Here is a 20,283-nt window from a genome sequence, read left to right as displayed (position 1 = left end):
CTTTCCACGCCGTCTCACCGGGCCCCGCGCCCGTCATCCCGATTTCAGGAACCGTCATGAGCACCGAACAAGACACCCCTCTGGTCGTCGCCGGCCGGGAATACCGTTCCCGCCTGCTGGTGGGCACCGGCAAGTACAAGGATCTGGACGAGACCCGCGCGGCCATCGAGGCCAGCGGCGCCGAGATCATCACCGTGGCCGTGCGCCGCACCAACATCGGTCAGAATCCCGGCGAGCCCAACCTGCTCGACGTGCTGCCGCCGGATCGCTACACCCTGCTGCCCAACACCGCCGGCTGTTACACGGTGGAAGACGCCGTGCGCACCTGCCGCCTGGCCCGCGAACTGCTCGATGGCCATGACCTGGTGAAGCTGGAAGTGCTGGGCGACGAGAAGACCCTGTTTCCTGACATCACCGCTACCCTCGAAGCCGCCGAAATCCTGATCCGGGACGGTTTCCAGGTCATGGTCTATACCAACGACGATCCCATCATCGCCAAGCGCCTGGAAGAGATGGGCTGCGTGGCCGTGATGCCCCTGGCCGCGCCCATCGGTTCTGGCCTGGGGATCCGCAATCCCTACAACATCCGCACCATCGTCGAGAACGCCGACGTGCCGATCCTGGTGGACGCCGGCGTCGGCACCGCCTCCGACGCCGCCATCGCCATGGAACTGGGCTGCGACGGCGTGCTCATGAACACCGCCATCGCCGCGGCGCAGAATCCGGTGCTCATGGCCTCGGCCATGAAGAAGGCCATCGAGGCCGGCCGCGAAGCCTACCTGGCCGGCCGCATGCCCCGCAAACGCTACGCCAGCGCCTCCTCGCCGCTGGACGGGACTTTCTTCTGACGACGGGGTACTGCGAATAACACGGAGGACACGGAGACACGGGGGACACGGAGAATATTCTGTTTTTGCGAGGCATTGGCATTGATTCAATTCATCATGCCATGCCGTAATGAAAACCATTCGGCTCTGTGTCCTCCGTGTCTCCGTGTCCTCCGTGTTCTTTCCACCGAGCGCGACCATGTTACATCAGGAAAAGCACCGCCGTATCCGCAGCTTCGTCCGCCGTGAGGGCCGATTGACGAAGGCGCAGCAGCGGGCGCTGGAGGCGTATTTTCCGCGATACGGTTTCACCCTGGATGAGGGGGCGCTGGATCTGGCGGATCTGTTCGGGCGCGAGGCGCCGGTGACGCTGGAGATCGGCTTTGGCAACGGTGATGCGCTGCTGGCCATGGCCGAGGCCGCGCCGGAGGGCAATTTTCTCGGCATCGAGGTCCACCGCCCGGGAGTGGGACATCTGCTGCAGGAGATGGCGCGGCGATCCCTGGAGAATATCCGCGTCAGCCGGGATGATGCGGTAGAGGTGCTGGAGCGGCAGATCCCCGATGCCAGCCTGGATCGGGTGTGCCTGTTCTTTCCCGATCCCTGGCCCAAGAAACGCCATCACAAGCGGCGCATCGTGCAGCCGGATTTCGTGCAGCTCGTGCGGCGCAAGCTGAAGGAAGGCGGCGAGTTCCACCTGGCCACCGACTGGGAGGATTACGCCCGGCACATGCGCGAGGTGCTGGAGGCGGCCGAAGGCTTTGCCAACCTGGCGGGAGAAGCCGGTTTCGTGCCGCGGCCGCCTTCCCGTCCGCGCACCCGTTTCGAGGCCCGCGGCGAGCGGCTTGGTCACGGCACCTGGGATCTGCGCTTCCGGCGCACGGAATGACCAGGCCTCCCGTGCTATAGTTTTTCCAACACAGGGAGTGCGTTGCGGTTTTTTCCGCTCCCGTTCGGGTTCCTATTTCAACAACACGACGGACGAGGCGCACCATGAAAATTCTCTGGAATCTCTTTGCCCTGCTCGGCATCGCCGCCGCGGCGCTGGTGATCTACTGTGCCGTTGCCATGTATCCGGCCTGGCAGACCTGGCAACAGTTCGACCCGGAAGCCGGCCGGGTCTATCGTGAACTGGCCGAAAACCTCCTCGAGACCGGCAACGCCGCCGAGGCCACGGTGTGGAAGGTGAAGGTCGAGGAAGGCCTCACCGCCAAGGACGTGGAGGAGACCATGCGCTTCGTGGCCAACGAGCACAACATCAAGAACGTCGGCGAGCTGCCCCTCTACAAGCAGGTGGAGGCCATGAGCGGCAAGCCCTACCGTTTCGCCAAGATCTTCATGTTCTGCAACGCCCTCACTGCGGCGCGCATGATGGATTACAGCGACGCCTTCTCCGCCTACCTGCCCTGCCGCGTGTCGCTGATCGAGGACAAGACCGGCCAGTTGTGGATCTACTCGCTGAACATGGACATGATGATCTACGGCGGCAAGCCCCTGCCGCCGGATCTGAAGCAGGAAGCCATGCAGGTGAAGACCATCATCCTCGACATCATGAAACGCGGGGCCAGCGGCGAATTTTGATGCCATTGTAGAATCGCGGCTTGCGCCGTTCCTAACAGGGCTTCCCCTGCGGGAGCGGCGCAAGCCGCGATAGGTTGAACGCCAAGGGGTGTGGCCCCCTCGCCGCGACTACTGTGCCGCATCCACGTAATCGAAATGCACCGGTCCCTCGCTGGCCGGCAGCCGGATCATGACGAAGGGGGTGGTGATGACCTGGGCCACCAGGCCGTCGGCTGCCGGTTGTCGGCGGCGGATCAGCACGTGCAGGCCATCGTTCGCCTCATGCACGTCCAGCACCCGCAAGCCGTGCCCGGCGGTGGGGCGCTCGCCCATGAACACCGCCACCACCATCTCCCGGGAAAAATCGATGGCCGGGCGTTCGTCGGGCGCGCCGCCGTGGCGTCGCCACAGTCGCTGCCAGGCTTCGGCATTTCGCACCACCACGGCCGTGGCCTGCCGGATCCGGCTGTGTTCCCCCATGGCGAGGGTGGTGAAGGGCAGAGGGACTTCCCGCGGCGGCGGCAGGGCGCAAGCGGTGAGCACGACGAGAACGAACAACAGCAGCCTCTTCATCGGTTCTGTCTCTCAGCCAAAGGATTCGATGTGATCGAGCCGGATGCGCAGACGGTTTCCGCGTCCGTCCTCGACGATCAGGAACTCGCTTCCGTCACGGGTTTGCAGATCCCGGGGCCGGAGCCGTGCGGTACGGCGTCGGCCGTTTTCCTTCCAGCGCAGTTCCAGCCAGCGGCCGTGCATGATGGCCAGCTCCAGTTCGCTGTGCAGGGCACAGGATACCGGTCGGTAGACCTCATTGCCCATGATGCGGTTCCCGTTTTTCTTCCTCCGCGGGCAGAAACAGGGCCTGCACATCGTTGAGAAAGCGCCGCCCCCGTTCGGTGGGACGCAGGTGAGCGCCGGTTTGTTCCAGCCAGCCTTCCTGCCGCGCGCGGCGCAGCGCGGGATCGGCCTCCGGCCAGGGCAGGCCCGCATGGGCCGGATAGAGCGCGGTGTCGAACCCTTCGGTCAGACGCAGGGCATTGAGAAAGAACTCGAAGCGCACGTCGTCGGCAGACAGCCGGTGGCGGACGCCGAGGGGGGCGGCCTCGGGGCCGTGGGCCGCGCGCAGGTAGTCGCGGGGATGGCGCGGCTTGCGGTGCCGTTCGATCCGGCCTGCCGCGGCGTCGGTGATCTTGCCGTGTGCGCCGGCCCCGATGCCGAGATAGTCGCCGAACGTCCAGTACTGGCGATTGTGTCGGCAGCGATGGCCGGGCCGCGCCCAGGCCGAGATTTCATATTGTTCGAAGCCGGCGCCGGTCAGTTTCTCGCTGGCGGCCTCCTGCATGGCCCAGGCCGTGTCGTCGTCGGGCAGGGCCGGCGGGGCGTGTGCGAAAGCGGTGTTCGGCTCGATGGTGAGCTGGTACAAGGAGAGGTGCGAGGGCGCGCAGGCGATGGCCTGTTCCAGATCGGCCAGCATTCCCGCCAGATGTTGGCCGGGCAGGGCGAACATGAGGTCGAGATTCAGGGCGTCGAAGCCGGCGGCATGCGCCGCCTCGACGGCCTGCCGTGCCTCACGGCCGTCATGGATCCGCCCCAGGGCCCGGAGCCTGGCGTCGTCGAAACTCTGGATGCCGAGCGACAGGCGGTTGATGCCGATGGCGCGGTATTCCCCGAAACGCCCCCGCTCGGTGGTGCCGGGGTTGGCTTCCAGGGTGATTTCCACATCCGGCGCCAGCGGCAGGCGCGCGCGCAGGCCCTCAAGCAGTCGATCCAGGGCGGCGGGCGAGAACAGGCTCGGTGTGCCGCCACCGAGGAAGATGGAAACGAGTGTTCGGTCGCCCACGGCCGGCCGTTCCCGATCCAGATCGGCCAGCAGGGCCTGCACGTAGGCGGTTTCGTCCATGTCCTCCTTGAGGGTATGGGAATTGAAGTCGCAGTAGGGGCACTTGCGTACGCACCAGGGAAAGTGCACATACAGCGACAGCGGTGGCGGAGCGGCGAAATGGAACATGCGAGGGCCGGGAACAGGTTGACCGGCTACATTGTACCCGCAAGGGAGCAAAAAAATGGGGGCCTGGAGGGCCCCCGAAGCGGTCATGGAGATAATGCCAGCTTGAAAAATCGATTCCCATTGCAGAGAACGGAAACGATCCGCCGGTTGGCATAACCGGCCCGTCAAGACGAAAACCGTCGGCCATGAAGAGCGGCGGATTCCATCTCAGCGGTGTGAAAACTATAGAGGGCGGATTGCCGCCAGACAATCGCGGTAATTGATCTGGATCAGGTTACCCTGTCATGTGCGTCAGCCGGCGGTTTCGGCTTCGAGGATGTCGGGGATCCGGATGCCGAGCCGTTGCAGATGATCCCGCTGCCGCCGGTCGAGGGCGGCAAGAAACGCATGGTAGTCATGACGGATGCCGCGATCCGGCGACGCGGCTGCCGCGGTCAGCAGTTCGAGGATCTGGCGCCGGTCGCTGAGGCGAAAATCGAAACCGAATTCCCGTTCCAGCTTGCGCCGGATGCGCACCAGCAGGGCCAGACTGGCCTGACTGAACAGCAGCTCCTCCATGGCAAGGCCTCCACCGGGCAAGCCCGGTTTGATTGTTATTGTTAACGACGCCCTTTTCGGTTGGCATGTCGCGCCTGCGGATCGAATGTGCGCACTGCCAACAGCCTGTGTGCGATGCATGGATGCATCGCCATTTTCAATGACGCCAGGTCATTGAAAATGTGAGGGAACGGGAAACTGCGTTTTCCGTTCCCGAGTTGAAAAAGCCCATGGATGGGCTTTTTCAACAGCCTGTTAGTCGAGCCCGGCCTTTCGCAAGGTTTCCACCAGGCAGCGCAGCGCCTGGCCACGGTGGCTGAGGCGGTTCTTTTCGTCTGCAGGCAGTTCGGCCGAGGTGCAGCCGCGTTCGGGCACGAAAAAGACCGGATCGTAACCGAAGCCGCCTTCGCCGGCGGGGGCCGTGGTGATCCGCCCTTCCCAGATGCCCTGGCAGATGAGCGGCAGCGGATCGGCGGCGTGGCGCAGGTAGACCATCAGGCAGACGAATCGGGCGCTGCGTTGTTCTTCCGGTATGTCGGCCATGGCTTCGAGCAGCTTGTGCAGGTTGGCCTCGTCGGAGGTGTGCTCGCCGGCGTAGCGCGCCGAGTGGATGCCGGGGGCGCCGTTGAGGGCGTCCACCACCAGCCCCGAGTCGTCGGCGATGGCCGGCAGGCCCGACTGCTCGGCGGCATGGCGGGCCTTGAGCAGGGCGTTCTCGACGAAGGTCAGGCCGGTTTCCTCCACCGATGCCACGGCGAAATCCGACTGGGGCAGGATCCGGATGCCGCTGTCTTCGAGCATGGCGCCGATCTCGCGCACCTTGCCCGGGTTGTTGCTGGCCAGGACGATTTTCATTGTGTTTTCTCGGTAGCAGGCAAGCCGTAGGCCGGTTCAAGCGCAGCGGAACCGGCGTTTGGTCGTTCGTTCCTCGTCACTATTCTGCCAGGGCCGCGCGCTGGCGTTCGATCAGTTCGGCGATGGCCTTGTTGCCCAGTTCGAGCATGGCTTCCAGTTCGTCCCGGTTGAAGGCCGCGCCCTCGGCGGTGCCCTGGATTTCGATGTAGCCGCCGGCGCTGTTCATGACGATGTTCATGTCGGTGTCGCAGTCCGAGTCTTCGAGGTAGTCCAGATCCATGACCGGCACGCCCTTGTAGATCCCCACCGAGACCGAGGCGACGTGATCGATGAGGGGATCGGTGGTGATCCACTTTTCGTTCTGCATCCAGGCGATGGCGTCGGCCAGGGCCACGAAGCCGCCGGTGATGGAGGCGGTGCGGGTGCCGCCGTCGGCCTGGATCACGTCGCAGTCGATGGTGATGGTGTGCTCGCCGAGGGCGTCCATGTCCACCGCCGCGCGCAGCGAGCGGCCGATCAGGCGCTGGATCTCCATGGTGCGCCCGCCCTGCTTGCCGCGCGCGGCTTCGCGGCCCATGCGCGAGCCGGTGGAGCGGGGCAGCATGCCGTATTCGGCCGTCACCCAGCCGCGGCCCTGGCCCTTGAGAAAGCCCGGCACCTTCTGCTCCACGCTGGCGGTGCACAGCACCTTGGTGTCGCCGAACTCGATGAGCACCGAGCCTTCGGCATGCTTGGTGTAATGGCGGGTGATGGTGATGGGGCGCAGTTCGTCAGGGGCGCGTCCGCTGGGTCGCATGGGGAATCCTCGGGGGTTGTCGTCAAAAGCTGACAGTATACCCGCTTCATGGGGCTTGAATGTAGGAGCGGCGCCCTCGCCGCGATATTGCAGTGGCGGGTGGCTGGGAAAACATTCGCGCTGTTCCCGGCCACCCACTACCGTATTATCGCGGCTCGCGCCGCTCCTACTTCATTTCCTTTTCATACTTCTTGATCGCCTGCTCGATCTCGGCGATGGCCGAGGCCAGGGGATCGGCGTTCTGTCGGTGCGGCGACTCCGGCCGGTTGGCACGGCGGCCCGGCTGCTGCAGGGAGACCACCTTGAGGGCCACTGCCGAGGTGTTGTCGGCGTTGGGATAGCGATCCGCCTCGGCTTCCTCGGCCAGTTCGGCGAGGGTGTCGCTGAGACGGCCCTGGCCGATCACCGCGCCGATGCGCGCGTCGTCCAGGGGTTCCCAGAAGCCGTCGGAGCACAGCAGCAGGATGTCGCCCTCGCGCAGTTCCACCGCCTGGCTGACGCTGACGTCCGGATCCCGGGTCTGCAGACCGATGCAGCGGGTGACGTAGTTGCGCATCGGATGATCGTGGGTGTGCCGCAGGGAGATGCGGCCGGCCTGGTAGAGCTGTTCCACGTAGGAGTGATCCTGGGTGCGGTACAGGGGCAGGCCGTTGCGGAACAGGTAGAAGCGGCTGTCGCCCACGTGGGCCCACCAGGCCTTGCGATCCTGCACCAGGCACAGCACGGCGGTGGTGCCGGGGGCGATGGCCGGCTGCTGTTCCTGGCCGGCCATGAGGATGGCGTGGTGGGCGCGGCGCAGCAGTTCGTGCAGGAACTTCTCCGGCTGTTCGGCCGGCAGGGGGTTGAGGTTCAGCTCCTCGGTGATGGTGTCCACCAGGGTCTGGGCGGCCAGGTCACCGCCGGGCTTGCCGCCCAGGCCGTCGCCGAGCACCAGCAGGGCGCCGGCCGCCTGTTCGATGACGGTGAGACGATCCTGGTTGACCTGTCGGTTGCCCAGGCGGCTGGTGATGCCGAATTCGAACTGCATGTCAGCCTGCCTTCTTGCCTTTCGCCTCGGGAACCTTGCGCAGGGCCGCCAGCAATTCGTCCACGTTCTGGGGCCGCAACAGGGGATCGACCTCCATGGCCCAGTCCACCGCCTCGAGCAGTTCGGGGGTGTAACGCTTGCGGAAGGCCGAGGTGGCCGGGCGCATGGTGTCCTTCTCCCGGCGCTTGGTGGAGGGCGGCGGCGGCGTGCCCGCCATGCAGGTGCGCATGGTGGCGCCGATGGCATAGATGTCGGTCCAGGGGCCCACGTAACCGCCCGGGTCGAGCTGTTCGATGGGCGAGAAGCCGGGCGTGACCACCTGGCTGGGCTGGAACTGGCGGGTGTGCATCATTTCGTGCACGGCGCCGAAGTCCAGCAGCAGCGGATTGGCGCCGGCGCGCAGATGGATGTTGCCGGGCTTGACGTCCAGGTGCAGCAGGCCCTGGCTGTGAATCACCCGCAGGCCGTCGAGCAGGGCCGGGAACACGGTCATGATGAAGGCCTCGCTCAGCTTGCCCCGGTGGCGCTGGATGTAGGCCTGCAGGTTGTGCCCGTCCTCGTAGTCCATGACCATGTACACCGTGCCGTTGGCGCGGAAGAAGTTGATCACGTTGACGATGTTGGGATGCTTGAGGGTGGCCAGGGAGCGGGCTTCCTGGAAGAACAGCCGCCGGCCCTGGGCGAAGCGCTCTTCGTGGTAGTCGTGGCAGGCCACCACTTCGTGGTTTTCCGTGCGCCGGGCCAGCTTGCTGGGCATGTATTCCTTGATGACCACCCGCTTGCCGGCATCGTCGCGGGCCAGGTAGACCACGCTGAATCCGCCCCCGCCGATGGTCCGCTCGATGGTATAGCCATCGACGCGGGTGCCGCGGGGCAGTTCGTGGGCGTTCTTCGGCATGAGCGAGGAGCGGCTGGGGTTCAGTCCGGATTATCGGTTGTTCGAGCGCCTAACATTAGCACAGCCCGGAACCGGGACGGCAATGGCCGCGCGGGTCAGCCATCCTCAGCGCCAAGGCGGCGGGCCAGCGCGGCCGGATCGACCGCGCCGGTGGTGTCCACCCGCAGCACATCCGGCTCGTCGGCGGGGATGGGCCGGTAGTGCTCGAGCTGGTGTTCGAGTACCTGCAGATCCGCCTCCGAGGCATCCCGTTGGGCGGCCAGCCGCTGGCGGATCCGCGCCCGCAGGACCGCCGGCGGGGCCTGCAAATCCAGCACCGTGAAGGGAACGTCCAGGCTGGCGGCCAGGCGGCGGAAGGCGGTGCGGCGGGCCGGGTCGAGGAAGGTGGCGTCCACCACCACCGGCCAGCCTGCCACGAGCAGCATCCGGGCCAGCTCGGCCAGCCGGGCGTAGGTGCGCTCGGTGGCCTCGGGGGTGTAGATGCCCCCGGCCACGGCCGACGCGCTGCGCGCGTCCATGGGCAGGCCGAACAGGCGCTTGCGCTCCACGTCGGAACGCAGGTGGATGGCCGGCCAGTGGCCGAGCAGCCGGTGAACCAGGGTGCTCTTGCCGCTGCCCGACAGGCCGTGGGTGATGACCAGCCGCACCGGTGGCGGGTGGGTGCCGGCCTCGGCCAGTTGCAGGTAGGCGCGGTATTCGGCCTGCCCGGCGCGGCGTTTCCGTGCCGACAGATCCGGCTGCGCCAGGCGCAGGGCCGCCACCTTGGCCCGCACCATGGCGCGGTAGACCACGAAGAAACGCAGCAGCGGCACACCCGCATAATCGCCGGTGATGAACAGCCATTCGTTGAGCAGCCAGATGGCCAGATCCTGTCGATGGCGGGCCATCAGATCCATGATCAGAAAGGCCAGTTCGTTGATCACGTCGATGAAGCGCAGGGCGTCGTTGAACTCGATGCAGTCGAACGGCACCGGTTGGTCGTCGATCAGTACGATGTTGTTCAGGTGCAGATCGCCGTGGCCGTCGCGCACACAGCCCGCCTCGCGCCGGTCACGAATGGACGGCGCCAGTTCGGCGAAACGCGCCTGGCTCCACTGCGCCACGGTGGCGAGTTCGCCTGCGTTTTGCCCCAGGGCCGCGCGGATCTGTTCGAAGTTCTCCGCCACGAAGTGCCAGACCGTCTTCGGCGTGCCCCAGGGCGCGTCGTCGGGCACGCGTTCGGCGCGGGCCTGGAAGTCGGCAATCGCCCGGGCCAGCCGCGGCATGAGCCGCGCGTCCAGTTCGCCCCGTTCGACGAGCCGGGCCAGCAGCCGGTTCTCGTCGAAACGGCGCATCTTCACCAGGTATTCGATGGGATCGGCGGGGTCGCCCGGGCGGGGCTGTTCCGGCGTGCCGCTGACGGGCAGCACCTCCAGATAGATCATCGGCGCCGTGCGCCGGTTGAGTTCCACTTCCCGCAGACACTGCCGGTGGCGCTTGTCCAGGCAGGAATAGTCCAGAAAGCCGAAGTCCACGGCCTTTTTCAGCTTGTATGCATACGCTCCGGCCAGCAGCACCCAGGAGATGTGGGTCTCGCGCACCTCGACCGTCTCGGCGGGAGGATCCCACACGCCCGGATCCTGCAACGCCCGCACCAGTCGCGTCTGGGCTGCCAGATCGAGTTCGGTCATCTCGTGCTCCCGCCGCGGCTCCGTTCCGTTCGATTGTACGCCATGAACACGCCGCCCGTTCATGCTAGGCTTGGCGCCATCGCCGTCACCGCAGGACCCCCGCATGATCCGCAGCATGACCGCCTTCAGCCGCCGCGAGCACAGTGATGCGGCAGGCGACTTCACCCTCGAGATCCGCAGCGTCAATCACCGCTATCTGGACATCGCCCTGCGCCTGCCCGAGGAGCTGCGCAGCCTTGAGCCGGCGCTGCGCGAACGGATCGCCGCACGCCTTGGCCGGGGCAAGGTGGAAGTCAGCCTGCGCTTCACGCCGGGCGAGGGCGAAGGCGAGGATCTGCCCCTGGACGACGCGCGGATCCGCAAGATCGCGCATGCCACCCGCCACATCGACTCCATTCTCTACAATCCCGCGCCGGTCAGCTCGCTGGAGGTGCTGCGCATGCCCGGCGTGATCCGGAGCCAGCCACTGGATCTGGAGCAGCTCGGGAAGGTGGTCGGCGAGCTGCTGGAGGCCGCCCTCGACGACCTCCTCGCCACCCGCGAACGCGAGGGCGAGCGTCTGGCCGCCATGCTGCGGGAACGGCTCGCGGCCATGCGCGAGATCGTCGCCAACGTCCAGGCACAACTGCCCGACTACCAGCACCAGTGGCGCGAGCGGTTGCTGGCCAAACTGGAAGAGGTCAAGGGCGAGCTGGACGAGAACCGCCTCGAACAGGAAATGGTCTACTTCGCCCAGAAGACCGACGTGGCCGAAGAGCTGGATCGGCTGGCCCTGCACATCGACGAAGTGGAACGGGTGCTGCAGCAGGACAAGCCGGTGGGCCGGCGGCTCGACTTCCTCATGCAGGAACTCAACCGCGAGGCCAACACCCTGGGGGCCAAGTCCATCCATGCCGGGATGACCCGGGCCTCGGTGGATCTGAAGGTGCTCATCGAGCAGATGCGCGAGCAGGTGCAGAACATCGAATGAACCCGTCCACCGGTAAAATGTGATCCAGTTCACATGTCAGGCCCGGCGGGATTGATAGGATTTGTCCTGCCAACGATTGTGGCCGAGCAAGGACGAACCGCCGGCGGTCGCGCTGCCGGAGCAGGAAGCCGGCGCCCGTTCCGCCTTGCCCCGCCTGCCGTTTCAAGGAGGAATCATGAGCGCCATCGACGACACCCGCAGGGTCGTTTCCCTGCAACCCGAATCCCGCCGCATCGCCGAGGTGACGCGTACCCGCGCCGGTGAGGCGATCGAGATCCGTCTCGACGGCCACACCCGCCCTGTCCGGGCCCATCTCGATACCGTCACCGCGCTGGAAAACGGCGATGCCGTACTGGTGGACGCCACGCCCGACGGCGTCGTGGTCGTGGGCCGCTTGCGCCATCCCGGTGAGCCCCCCGCCGCCCCCGTGCGGATCGACGACGCAGGCCGGCTGCTGCTGGCCCGGGCCGAAGGCGTGGCGATCCGCGCCGGCGGCAGCACCCTGGAATTGCGCCCTGACGGCGCCATCGTGCTCGACGGCAAGACGATCCTCGCCACGGCCGAGGGCCTGCACCGCCTGCAGGGCGCCACCATCGAGCTGAACTGACCTCCCCGGACGATCGCCCACATGGACGTGCCGCTTCAGCAGACCCACCGGGATGCCGCCTCGGCCCTCTGGCGCCAGCGCCAGCAATGGTGTGTTCGGCCCGGCATCGGCGCCCGCGCCCTGCGCCAGCTCGAGCGGCGCCTGCACTTCCACCTGCACGTGCTCTCTCGCCTGCCGCCGGCAGAGGAAGAACCGGCCCAGGCCGAAATCGCCTTCGTCTTTCTGGCCGCCGGCCTGCGCAGCCCCGATGCCGGCCGGCGTCGCGAAACCGCCAGGCTTGCCGCGGACTGGCTGGCCGGAGACGCTGCCAACCACCAGCTGGCTGCGCGCCAGGCCCTGGCGCTTCACCCCGGCGCGGAGACGCTGGCCGAAACCCGCCGCCTTTACGAGGAAGCCCGGGAACGGCGGCCCGAGCTGCTGAACGTGTGGCGCATCCAGCAGGCGGAGGTGCCGCGCGGCCTGCTCAACCAGGGCGAACTGCACGCCCACGACCTGCGCCTGCAGGCCGCCGCCCTGCGCTTTTGCGCCGACTGGCCGGCAGCCGGCCTGAGCGTGTTCCAGCCCTATTATCGCGTGCTCGGCGAGGATCCCTTCGCCAGCGTGGCCGAGCTGCCGGTGCTGGCCGAAGCCCTGCGCGGGGGACTGGTGCGGGGCGATGGCGCGGCTGCCCTGGCCCTGCGCCGGGCCATCGAACGCCAGGCTGGCAGTGACGAGGTCGCCCCCCTGCTGCGCCTGGCCGCGCTGAGCGGCGAGCCGGATTTCCAGCCCGTGCTCGCCCAGCACCGCCTCGCCGAGCCCGCAAGCGGCTGCCGGCTGCTGGCCCTGTGGGGCCAACGCGAGGCGGTGCCCGAGTTGCTCGAGGCTCTCGAAACGCCCCAGGCCAATGCCGCGGCCGCCGATGCCTGGCAATGGCTCACCGGGCAGCGCCTGCCCCGGCGCCCGCGCATGCAGGTGGTGGGCGAGGAGGCCGCGCCGGCCAGCGCCGAGACCATCGCCGACGCGCAGGCCGCCCGGGCATGGTGGGAAGCGCACAAGGCAGCCTGGCCCGAAGGCGAGCGCCGCCTGCTCGGCCGGCCCCTTTCCCCGGCGGTGGTGCGCGACGCGCTCGAGGAACACGCCGGCGCGGGCGCGGCCGATGCGCTCGATCTGCTCGCCCTGCTCACCGGCCGGCCCGCGGGCGTGGCGGAAGAAGACTGGCTGCTGCGGCGCGACGCCGTTCTTGCCGGCATCGAAGAGGCCCCGGCGGTCCCACCGAAGCGGGTGGCCCATGCTTGAGCTGCACAACGAAACGGCCCTGGCCGCCGGGATCTATCCGGGCTGGGATCGGCAACGCCGCTACCAGTTCACCGTGGTCCTCAAGGCCGCCTGGCGCTTCGAACCCGACGGCACGCTCGCGCCGCTGAGCGTGCCCATCGTCGAGACCGACGCGCATCACGGCAAGCCCCACGAAACCTCCCTGCGGGCCGCCGATGAAACCGTCCCCTTCAAGCAGGGCGGCGAAGTCTATCTGTACGGCACGGCCCACCCCCCTCGCGCCGGCGCCCCGTTCACCGCCGTCCGCCTGGGCATCGATTTCCCCGACGGCCGGCGCTTCGACAAGACGCTCCACGTCTTCGGCCGCCGCCGCTGGCGCAAGCGCCTGCTCGGCCACGCCCTCACCGACCCCGAGCCGCTCGAACCCACCCCGCTGCGCTACGAATACGCCTTCGGCGGCCGCGTCCCCGGCAAGCCCGACGTCGAATACCCGCCGAACCCCGTCGGCCTCGGTTACAACCCCTCCGCCTGGAAACTGGTCAACCCCGAACCGCCCCGCATCGAGGATCCGCAACACCTGGTGGCCAAACCCACCCACAAACCCCTGCCCGCCGGCTTCGCCCCCCTGCCGGTGTTCTGGCAACCCCGCGCCGACGAGATCGGCGAAGCGGTGGACGACCCCGACGCCCACGCCGGCTGCCCCTGGCCCGAGAGCGCCGAACCCACCCTGCACAACGCCGCGCCGCCGGACCAGCGCTTCCCCCACCCCTTCGCCGGCGGCGAGCGAATCCGCCTCGCCGGTTTCTTTCCCGAGCGCGATCCCGCAAGGCCCGTGGAACTGGTGTTGCCGCTTCCCGCCCCGCGCCTGCTTGCCTTCATCGATGGCGCCACCCGGACCTTGACCCCCGTGTTCGATACCCTCGTGATCGACACCGACGAACGCCTTCTCCAGCTCATTGGCCGGGCAGCGGTGGCCTGGAAACGTTTCGATCCCCGAAGCGGCTGGGTGATCCTGCAGGAAGCGGACCTGGCGGGTGAAGAACAGCCAGCGCAACGGCGCAAGCAGGCGTGAAGATGGAAGGTCAGCCGATCATCAGGAAAACGGATCTGGTCATCAGCGGCTGGGGGCTGGCCTGTGCCGCCGGCAACCAGCCGTTTGCCCTGCTCGGCACGGTCGGCAGCGGGCTGAACCTGGCCCGGCCCGATCCCGTATTCGAGGCCCCCTTGCCCGGTGGCGACGGCACGGCCGCCGTGTTGACCAGCCCGGTTCTTGAGCCGGACATCGATCCGGCGGCACGGATGCAAGCGCTGTGGCAAGGCGCCCTGGACGACGCGCTTGCCGCCTGGAAGCAAGCCGGTGGCAACCCGGCGAAGGCGCGCCTGATTCTGCTGGTGCCGGACGAGAGCACCGAACGGGGTCGGTGGATCGATACGACCGACTGGTCGTCCAGCCTGGCCGCGCATGTGGGCGAGACGCCAGTGGCGGGGATCGAGGTGTGGCCGGTGCGAGAGGGCGTCACCGAAGCTGTGCTCGCAGCACTCGCCCTGCTCGAAGCCGGGGAAGGCGAGGCCCTCGTGCTTGGCGCGGTGGACTCGCTGCTCGATCCCCTCAGCCTCGAGGAATTCGCGGCGGACAACCGCCTTTTGCTCGAGAAAGGTTCGGACGGTTTCGCCCCCGGCGAGGCGGCCGTCTTTCTCGTCATCGAACCGGCCGCCACCGCCGGTGAACGTGCCCGGGCCCGCCTGCGCGCCATCGCCTGCCTGCCGGAACCCGGGCACGGCCGGGTTGGTGAAACCCGCCTCACCGGCCTGGCTCAGGCCATCGAACTCGCCGCCACGGAAGCGGGTGCGGCGGTCACCGGCATCGATTGCCTGTGCGCAACGCTGGGCGGCGAGCGGCAGAAAAACGTGGAATGGTTTCAGGCAGGCGCCACCCTCTGGCCGGTGAGGCTCGACGAAGCCGAACGGCTGGCCATGCAGAACGGCGAAGCCGACGCCCCGCAGCCCGCCCCGCCAGAGGAACCCGAACGGCTGGATCCGGCGCTCGCGCTCGGCGAGACGGGAATGGCGGCGTTGCCGCTGTCGCTGCTGTGCGCCTGTGCCCGCTTCGAGTTTGCCTGGCCTGCCGTGCGAAACGCGCTGGTGGTGGAAATGCCGGATGCCCCCTGGCGCAGCGCATTCTGGCTGGAGCCGGTGGCCCGGGAAAGTGCGCAGGATTGAACGTCAACGACACAGGAATCGAAATCAGGAGAACAGGGAACATGGGCAACGTCGTCATCAACGGCCGCACCGCCGTCCACGCCGACTCCGGTGGCACCGTCAGCAGCCCGGACGTGTGCAAGACCCCGGGCAAATGCCGCCCCCGGGCCTACCGCAACGTGGCCAAATCGGCCGATGCCGCCCAGACCGCCGGCACCGTCTTCATCAACGGCCAGCCCGCCTGCCACAAGGACAGCATCTTCGCCACCAGTTCCGGCGACGAGGGCGGATCCTGCGGCGGCATCCGCTCGGGCACTATCAAGGGCAAGGCCGAGTTCATCACCGCCTCGCCCAACGTCATGATCGAAGGCATCCCCGCCGTGCGCCAGGGCGATCTGATGGTCTCCAACAACCGCAACACCCCGCCCATGCCCCTCATGCAGCCGGGCGCGGGCAAGCCGCCGGCCCTGGCGCTTGAAGGTGGCGCGGCGCTGGACGAAGGCGACCAGCCCGAGCGGATCGACTTCACCCAGGCCGGCGAACACGCCGGTCTGGAAAAGGGTATCGGCGGGGAAGACCACGATGACTGAAACCGCCGTCAATCCGGCCTACGAACGCATCCACCGGGGACAGTGCCGGGAAGTCCCCCTCGGCGCCGGCACGCAGACAGGCCGCAACCGGGAGCTGGTCATACCCTCCAGCGGCACCGGCAAGGTCTTCCTCAAGTACAAGGACACCCGTTTCACCTGGTACAGCCTCCCCCTGGGCAAGGCCGCCACGCGAGGCCGGGACGAAGCCCCCACGCCCGAGAAGAACGTCATCGTGCCCGTCCTGCCGCGGGTCTATACCACCCCCGATCTCGACCCGGCCTGCTGCGCCGTGCCCCGCGCCCCCGGCTGGCTCTACATCTTCAAGGGCGGCTACCTCTGGCGCGAACTCGAAGTGCTGCCCCAAGGCTGGTTCCGTGACGTCAACCTGCACGAATACGCCGGCAAGGACGTGCGCCCCGCCACCGTCGAAAAGGATCGCCGCCTGCTCCTGCCGTACCGCCTCGACGACGAAGAGCAGGACATCCGCATGGCCTATGCCGACGTGCAATGGTCCTGGGCCCGGATCAACATGCTCGGCGGCATGGACCCGGACGACTTCCGCCTCCATCCCGACCACCTGCCGCCCATGCCGGAAGATCAGGGCTACACGCAGGAGCAGATCGCCGAACAGCGGGAAGCCCGCCTCCAGCAGATCGACCTCTCCGGCTTCGACGCCGGCTTTCCCGTCCAGCCCCCGGAAGGTCGCAAGGCCCGTATCGAGAACGTCGAACACGCCAACGACGAACTGATCCACATCCGCCTGCACCGCAAGGCCAACATCCCCGTGGTCTATCTGCACGACCCGCTCGGGATCATGTTGCACAATCTCGAAGCCTACCGCCGCAAGGAAGCCGAGCTGCTCGCGGAAGTCGAAAAGGCCAGGGCCCACGAGCACTACCGCAGTGCGGTGCTCACCTGGCAGACCTTCTTCAACGAAGAGCTGTGGGAAAAGGCCAAACGCCGCAAGCGCCAGCGAGGGCCGACGCATTATGTGGACAACAGCGACGAGGCCGAGGCCCTGCGCAAGGCCGCCCGCGAGATGGACAGGGAACTCCTGAAGGACATCCTGCGCGTCGAACCGCGCCGGCAATTGCGCCGCGCCCTGCGGAAGCTGAAGCAACGGCATTTCGACTGGCTGGAAGGCCGTGTCACGCAGGAAGGGCAAAATGCCGGGGACACGCAGGAACGATCGGTAGCCGACCTCGCGCCCGATCACGTCACCTTCGAAGCTGCGCTGCTGGACTACGCCAGCCTGCCCCGGGACGGCTACATCCAGCTCTGGGCCACCATGAACCTCGCCCTCCTGTACGCCAACCACGACCCGGCGGCCCTGGATGCGGGCCTCGATCTGGATCGCGACCGCGAAAAAACGGCAGCGGACAGCGATCCGGGCCGGCGATATCTGGAACGCCTCTGCCAGCCCGGCCACCCATTGCATGCCATGCTCTTCCCCGACCGCGACCAGGTGGACGAGACGAGCCCCGAACCGCCGGCTTTCAACGCGCACATGGCGGACGAGCCGCCGTCGTCCGATGGCCGCTTCCGCCCCGCCGCCTTCGCCGGCGCCCTGGCTGCCGATGCCCTGCGCAAGACCGACCTGGCCATGGCGCTGGCGAAGGAAGCCGACAAGATCGTGGCCAGCTTCCTCCTGCAGTTTCAGCGGCAGTGGCAGGCGGCCAGGGGCCAGGCGAAAACCGTCATGCAGGAAGGGTTCGTGCGCCTGGCGAAAGCCACCAATCATCCCGAACTGCGGGGGATGCACCTGATCACGCCGGGCGCGGATCTGAAGGGCAAGGTGATCATCGACGGCGAGCTGCGGATCCGGGCCAGGCTCGAACAGTCACAGATCCGCGAGCACTTCAGGGCGGCGGTCAGGGAACCGGGCAAGGATCGCGTCAACGTCGTCGACCCCCGCACCGGCAAGGCCGTGTTCAGCCAGGCCATCACCGACGTCGTCGACCTCAGGGGCATGCCGTTGCCGGTGGACGGGGAAACCTGGTCCGGCCTGTTTCGGGAAGTGGACGCCGACGGCGTGGCCCGTGCCCGCGGCCGCTTCGTGGTGGTGGACGACATCTCGCCCTATGCGCTCAAGTACCATCGCCCCTCTGCCGCGACGGCGAAGGAAGTGGGCACGGTGGTGGAAGGGATGAAGGCCGCAGGAAAGGTATTGCCGCCCCTGGTGGCGGTGGTGGAGATGTTCAATGTGCATGAGATGCATGATTGGTATAGAAGAAAAAAGGATGCAAAAAGTACTCTGTCACTTGCGCTCGCTAGTATTGCACTGCTGTACGTTGTCGTGGATACACCACTGAAAGTCGCCGGTCTTGAGCAAGGCGCGAAATTCTGGGCGGAAATCATGCCGCGGGAACGGTGGCGCAAGCCAACGGAAAAATTCCTCACCTCAAAAATTGCAATAGAAACGGAAAGAGGACGGTTGGAATTCCGCACGGTCGGCACCATCGGCGCTGGCGTGAGCCTCGCCGGCGCGGTGATGGCCGGCTGGGATGCCTTCGACAGTCTGGCCGCGGGCGATGGGGATGCTGCGGCCGCCTACGGCGTTCAGACCCTGGCAGGGCTGGCCCTGGCGCTGTGCGATCTGGGCGCGGCCTCCACGGCCACGAGTGGATTGCTCGCCGGCTTCGGCCCCTGGGGCTGGGCGGCGCTGGCAGTGTTCCTCGCCGCCGGCCTCGTGGCCAACCTGCTGAAGGACACGCCGGTGGAAAAATGGGGCAAGCATGGGCCTTTCGCCAGGGATCCGGCCGCGCGTGGCACCTATGAATACAGCCGCCCCGTGCGGGACGAAAACGGTGACCACGTGCACGAAGGCACGGGTCGCAACCGCCGCCTCGTGCGCGAGCCCCTGCCGCCGGAAAAGATGTACGAGGCCCTGATGAGCCTCCTCATGCGCCCGGGGATCACGATTCGGCTCGACCGCTCTACCGTGCTGGCGACGATCCTGGTGGACGTGATCGCCCCCGGCTTCGAGCCGGGGCGCAGCAGCCTCAACGTGCTGGCCACGGGTGAGACGGCCTACCGGATGAGCCCGCAGGAGCGGGCCATGGCCCTTCGCAATGGCCATGCCAACATCGCCGCCATGGAGCGGTTCACCTCCAGCGGCGTGCAACAGCCGCTGCAACTGCGGGAATGGCAGCCCCTGCCGGGGGAGGACGGCGTCAGCCAGATCGGGATCCGCTACCGTTACGCCCTGCCGCCGCTGGGCGGTCAGGGCGAGTACCGCATCACCGTTCGCGCCCGGGGCCGGCACGTCACCGCCGATCAGCTCATCATCCCCACCCTGCCGGGCGAGGAAGCGGCCCGGCCGGCCGAGCCCGACAGGGTCGACCCGGCCGTCCCCGGCTGGGTCTACGCCGAACAGCAGGTGAAGCCCGCATGAAGACCGTCACCTATGCCCCCACGGCCTACGACAGCACCCGTCCCCGGGACCTGCCGCCGCTGGACGAGGCGCGCCTGAGCGCCACCGAGCGGGCCATCCGCCGCTGGCCCCTGCAGGGCAAGGGCGTGCAGTGCCGGGAGTTCCTGCCCGGCACCTTCGCCCATGACGGCGTCGATCAACTGCGCGAGATGGATGAGGCGGAAATTGAACGGATTCAGCAAGAGGGGCTTGAGAAAAACAAAGTGCTCAATATCAAGTGGGGCTCCCTGCGCAACCCCGTCCTCATTCTCAATGCGATAGGAAAGGTGGCGATTTTCTTCACTTTTGCTGGGGGGGGGGTGACAACGGTGGTTTCACTGTTTACTTTTGGGTTTGATCTCTTTGTATTGGAGACGTTCCTTATGACAGTACCCCCGCCGCTTGGGGTCTATTATCTGTGCAAAACCGCGGTCGCCCGCGGCTGGGTGAAAGACAAACATGACACGGTGTTCGAGCGCATCACGGGCATGGTGGAGTTCACCGTCAAGGGCCGGCGGCAGCGCCTGCCTTTCGACGAGTTCGACCCGTACATCTCGGAAGGGGTGAGCCGCAGCGGCTATGGCCACTATTACCTGCGCCTGGTGCACCGCTATTCGCCGGTGCAGGTGACCAATCCGTATGCCCGGGATGAGCCGTGGGAAATCGAGCGGGACTGGGAAGAGTTGCAGCAGTCCATGGATGTCTCGAAGCCCTTGCCGGACATTCCCATCTGGGAGCTGGCGAGGGATCTCGATCCGACCACCGTGGAATACGACCGGCGCATGGGCCGGCCGGCGCGGTTCTGGAAGCATCAGGACCCGGAAGAGGTGCGGTCCTGGTCGTCCGCCTCCCGCGAAGCGCTGAGCAAATATCCCTGGGGCCTGACCCGTGAGGAAGCGCTGGCGGTGGGCTGGAGGCCCTCGGGATACGGCGAGGGCGAGGCCATCTGGGGCAGGGGAAAATCCCAGGAAGAGAAGGGCAGGGCGGCCGAAACCCGCGCCGGGGTGGCATGAGACGGCGGTCGGTTTCGGTGCTGCGGCAAGGACAGGGCATGGCATTTCTTGCCGGCGGCT

20 protein-coding genes are annotated in these 20,283 nt (G+C 67.1%); 11 read left to right on the top strand and 9 right to left on the bottom strand.

Features of this window, described 5'->3' with window-relative positions; translation table 11 throughout:
- Positions 1–56 precede the first annotated feature (56 nt).
- The 3 genes from ACZ5BH_RS04850 (at position 57) to ACZ5BH_RS04840 (ending at position 2,408) form a co-directional block, all read left to right on the top strand.
- Positions 57–848 carry a thiazole synthase gene (locus ACZ5BH_RS04850; protein ID WP_464890789.1) on the top strand — a complete coding sequence of 264 codons (792 nt, stop codon included), beginning with the start codon at positions 57–59 and terminating at the stop codon, positions 846–848.
- Positions 849–1,026: 178 nt separating this feature from the next.
- On the top strand, positions 1,027–1,716 hold the full coding sequence (gene trmB / locus ACZ5BH_RS04845) for a tRNA (guanosine(46)-N7)-methyltransferase TrmB (RefSeq protein WP_464890788.1): 690 nt from the start codon (positions 1,027–1,029) through the stop codon (positions 1,714–1,716).
- A 104-nt stretch (positions 1,717–1,820) separates the two neighbouring features.
- Positions 1,821–2,408 carry a DUF302 domain-containing protein gene (locus ACZ5BH_RS04840; protein WP_464890787.1) on the top strand — a complete coding sequence of 196 codons (588 nt, stop codon included), beginning with the start codon at positions 1,821–1,823 and terminating at the stop codon, positions 2,406–2,408.
- Positions 2,409–2,516: 108 nt separating this feature from the next.
- On the opposite strand, the gene ACZ5BH_RS04835 is transcribed toward ACZ5BH_RS04840, so the two are convergent.
- The 9 genes from ACZ5BH_RS04835 to ACZ5BH_RS04795 all read right to left on the bottom strand — a co-directional run bounded on the left by ACZ5BH_RS04835 (position 2,517) and on the right by ACZ5BH_RS04795 (position 10,178).
- Complete coding sequence (locus ACZ5BH_RS04835) at positions 2,517–2,960, bottom strand: protease complex subunit PrcB family protein (protein WP_464890786.1); 444 nt, start codon at positions 2,958–2,960, stop codon at positions 2,517–2,519.
- A 12-nt stretch (positions 2,961–2,972) separates the two neighbouring features.
- Complete coding sequence (locus ACZ5BH_RS04830; RefSeq protein WP_464890785.1) at positions 2,973–3,206, bottom strand: Rho-binding antiterminator; 234 nt, start codon at positions 3,204–3,206, stop codon at positions 2,973–2,975.
- Positions 3,196–4,395, bottom strand: coding sequence for a radical SAM family heme chaperone HemW (gene hemW, locus ACZ5BH_RS04825; protein ID WP_464890784.1), 1,200 nt, complete (start codon positions 4,393–4,395; stop codon positions 3,196–3,198). Before hemW ends, ACZ5BH_RS04830 begins: the two co-directional genes overlap by 11 nt.
- A 291-nt stretch (positions 4,396–4,686) precedes the next feature.
- Positions 4,687–4,953, bottom strand: coding sequence for a hypothetical protein (locus ACZ5BH_RS04820; protein WP_464890783.1), 267 nt, complete (start codon positions 4,951–4,953; stop codon positions 4,687–4,689).
- Between the two features lie 234 nt (positions 4,954–5,187).
- Positions 5,188–5,787: an XTP/dITP diphosphatase gene (locus tag ACZ5BH_RS04815; RefSeq protein WP_464890782.1), complete on the bottom strand. Its 600-nt coding sequence runs from the start codon at positions 5,785–5,787 to the stop codon at positions 5,188–5,190.
- A 79-nt stretch (positions 5,788–5,866) separates the two neighbouring features.
- Positions 5,867–6,583: a ribonuclease PH gene (gene rph, locus ACZ5BH_RS04810; protein WP_464890781.1), complete on the bottom strand. Its 717-nt coding sequence runs from the start codon at positions 6,581–6,583 to the stop codon at positions 5,867–5,869.
- Between the two features lie 166 nt (positions 6,584–6,749).
- The gene (locus ACZ5BH_RS04805; protein ID WP_464890780.1) at positions 6,750–7,610 is read right to left on the bottom strand and encodes a PP2C family protein-serine/threonine phosphatase; all 861 of its coding nucleotides are present in this window, start codon (positions 7,608–7,610) and stop codon (positions 6,750–6,752) included.
- A gap of 1 nt (position 7,611) precedes the next feature.
- A complete protein-coding gene (locus tag ACZ5BH_RS04800; protein WP_464890779.1) occupies positions 7,612–8,508 on the bottom strand; it encodes a serine/threonine protein kinase in 897 nt (298 codons plus the stop codon).
- A 95-nt stretch (positions 8,509–8,603) separates the two neighbouring features.
- Entirely contained in the window at positions 8,604–10,178 is a 1,575-nt protein-coding gene (locus tag ACZ5BH_RS04795; RefSeq protein ID WP_464890778.1) for a bifunctional aminoglycoside phosphotransferase/ATP-binding protein, read from the bottom strand.
- A gap of 103 nt (positions 10,179–10,281) precedes the next feature.
- Here ACZ5BH_RS04795 and ACZ5BH_RS04790 point away from each other — a divergent pair, with 103 nt between their 5' ends.
- From ACZ5BH_RS04790 to ACZ5BH_RS04755, 8 genes are all read left to right on the top strand, one after another.
- Positions 10,282–11,148 carry a YicC/YloC family endoribonuclease gene (locus ACZ5BH_RS04790; protein WP_464890777.1) on the top strand — a complete coding sequence of 289 codons (867 nt, stop codon included), beginning with the start codon at positions 10,282–10,284 and terminating at the stop codon, positions 11,146–11,148.
- A gap of 175 nt (positions 11,149–11,323) precedes the next feature.
- Positions 11,324–11,755 (top strand): hypothetical protein, encoded by a 432-nt coding sequence (locus tag ACZ5BH_RS04785; RefSeq protein ID WP_464890776.1) that lies wholly within the window; start codon positions 11,324–11,326, stop codon positions 11,753–11,755.
- Positions 11,756–11,776: 21 nt separating this feature from the next.
- Positions 11,777–13,030 carry a hypothetical protein gene (locus ACZ5BH_RS04780; protein ID WP_464890775.1) on the top strand — a complete coding sequence of 418 codons (1,254 nt, stop codon included), beginning with the start codon at positions 11,777–11,779 and terminating at the stop codon, positions 13,028–13,030.
- Positions 13,023–14,081 (top strand): DUF2169 family type VI secretion system accessory protein, encoded by a 1,059-nt coding sequence (locus ACZ5BH_RS04775; RefSeq protein WP_464890774.1) that lies wholly within the window; start codon positions 13,023–13,025, stop codon positions 14,079–14,081. The genes ACZ5BH_RS04780 and ACZ5BH_RS04775 overlap by 8 nt, the downstream gene beginning before the upstream one ends.
- A gap of 2 nt (positions 14,082–14,083) precedes the next feature.
- A complete protein-coding gene (locus ACZ5BH_RS04770; RefSeq protein ID WP_464890773.1) occupies positions 14,084–15,229 on the top strand; it encodes a hypothetical protein in 1,146 nt (381 codons plus the stop codon).
- Positions 15,230–15,270: 41 nt separating this feature from the next.
- Positions 15,271–15,798 (top strand): DUF4150 domain-containing protein, encoded by a 528-nt coding sequence (locus ACZ5BH_RS04765; protein ID WP_464890772.1) that lies wholly within the window; start codon positions 15,271–15,273, stop codon positions 15,796–15,798.
- Positions 15,791–19,192: a hypothetical protein gene (locus tag ACZ5BH_RS04760; RefSeq protein ID WP_464890771.1), complete on the top strand. Its 3,402-nt coding sequence runs from the start codon at positions 15,791–15,793 to the stop codon at positions 19,190–19,192. Before ACZ5BH_RS04765 ends, ACZ5BH_RS04760 begins: the two co-directional genes overlap by 8 nt.
- Positions 19,189–20,223, top strand: coding sequence for a hypothetical protein (locus tag ACZ5BH_RS04755; protein ID WP_464890770.1), 1,035 nt, complete (start codon positions 19,189–19,191; stop codon positions 20,221–20,223). Before ACZ5BH_RS04760 ends, ACZ5BH_RS04755 begins: the two co-directional genes overlap by 4 nt.
- Positions 20,224–20,283 lie beyond the last annotated feature (60 nt).

It is taken from the genome of Thioprofundum lithotrophicum, from assembly GCF_055387065.1.
The sequence above is the reverse complement of the archived record's forward strand: the minus strand, read 5'-3'. Positions and strand labels throughout refer to the sequence as shown.

Excerpts from the sequence above, each read along its gene's own strand:
- ACZ5BH_RS04850 (WP_464890789.1), top strand. The coding sequence starts at position 57 with ATGAGCACCGAACAAGACACCCCTCTGGTCGTCGCCGGCCGGGAATAC.
- trmB (WP_464890788.1), top strand. The coding sequence starts at position 1,027 with ATGTTACATCAGGAAAAGCACCGCCGTATCCGCAGCTTCGTCCGCCGT.
- ACZ5BH_RS04840 (WP_464890787.1), top strand. The coding sequence starts at position 1,821 with ATGAAAATTCTCTGGAATCTCTTTGCCCTGCTCGGCATCGCCGCCGCG.
- ACZ5BH_RS04835 (WP_464890786.1), bottom strand. The coding sequence starts at position 2,960 with ATGAAGAGGCTGCTGTTGTTCGTTCTCGTCGTGCTCACCGCTTGCGCC.
- ACZ5BH_RS04830 (WP_464890785.1), bottom strand. The coding sequence starts at position 3,206 with ATGGGCAATGAGGTCTACCGACCGGTATCCTGTGCCCTGCACAGCGAA.
- hemW (WP_464890784.1), bottom strand. The coding sequence starts at position 4,395 with ATGTTCCATTTCGCCGCTCCGCCACCGCTGTCGCTGTATGTGCACTTT.
- ACZ5BH_RS04820 (WP_464890783.1), bottom strand. The coding sequence starts at position 4,953 with ATGGAGGAGCTGCTGTTCAGTCAGGCCAGTCTGGCCCTGCTGGTGCGC.
- ACZ5BH_RS04815 (WP_464890782.1), bottom strand. The coding sequence starts at position 5,787 with ATGAAAATCGTCCTGGCCAGCAACAACCCGGGCAAGGTGCGCGAGATC.
- rph (WP_464890781.1), bottom strand. The coding sequence starts at position 6,583 with ATGCGACCCAGCGGACGCGCCCCTGACGAACTGCGCCCCATCACCATC.
- ACZ5BH_RS04805 (WP_464890780.1), bottom strand. The coding sequence starts at position 7,610 with ATGCAGTTCGAATTCGGCATCACCAGCCGCCTGGGCAACCGACAGGTC.
- ACZ5BH_RS04800 (WP_464890779.1), bottom strand. The coding sequence starts at position 8,508 with ATGCCGAAGAACGCCCACGAACTGCCCCGCGGCACCCGCGTCGATGGC.
- ACZ5BH_RS04795 (WP_464890778.1), bottom strand. The coding sequence starts at position 10,178 with ATGACCGAACTCGATCTGGCAGCCCAGACGCGACTGGTGCGGGCGTTG.
- ACZ5BH_RS04790 (WP_464890777.1), top strand. The coding sequence starts at position 10,282 with ATGATCCGCAGCATGACCGCCTTCAGCCGCCGCGAGCACAGTGATGCG.
- ACZ5BH_RS04785 (WP_464890776.1), top strand. The coding sequence starts at position 11,324 with ATGAGCGCCATCGACGACACCCGCAGGGTCGTTTCCCTGCAACCCGAA.
- ACZ5BH_RS04780 (WP_464890775.1), top strand. The coding sequence starts at position 11,777 with ATGGACGTGCCGCTTCAGCAGACCCACCGGGATGCCGCCTCGGCCCTC.
- ACZ5BH_RS04775 (WP_464890774.1), top strand. The coding sequence starts at position 13,023 with ATGCTTGAGCTGCACAACGAAACGGCCCTGGCCGCCGGGATCTATCCG.
- ACZ5BH_RS04770 (WP_464890773.1), top strand. The coding sequence starts at position 14,084 with ATGGAAGGTCAGCCGATCATCAGGAAAACGGATCTGGTCATCAGCGGC.
- ACZ5BH_RS04765 (WP_464890772.1), top strand. The coding sequence starts at position 15,271 with ATGGGCAACGTCGTCATCAACGGCCGCACCGCCGTCCACGCCGACTCC.
- ACZ5BH_RS04760 (WP_464890771.1), top strand. The coding sequence starts at position 15,791 with ATGACTGAAACCGCCGTCAATCCGGCCTACGAACGCATCCACCGGGGA.
- ACZ5BH_RS04755 (WP_464890770.1), top strand. The coding sequence starts at position 19,189 with ATGAAGACCGTCACCTATGCCCCCACGGCCTACGACAGCACCCGTCCC.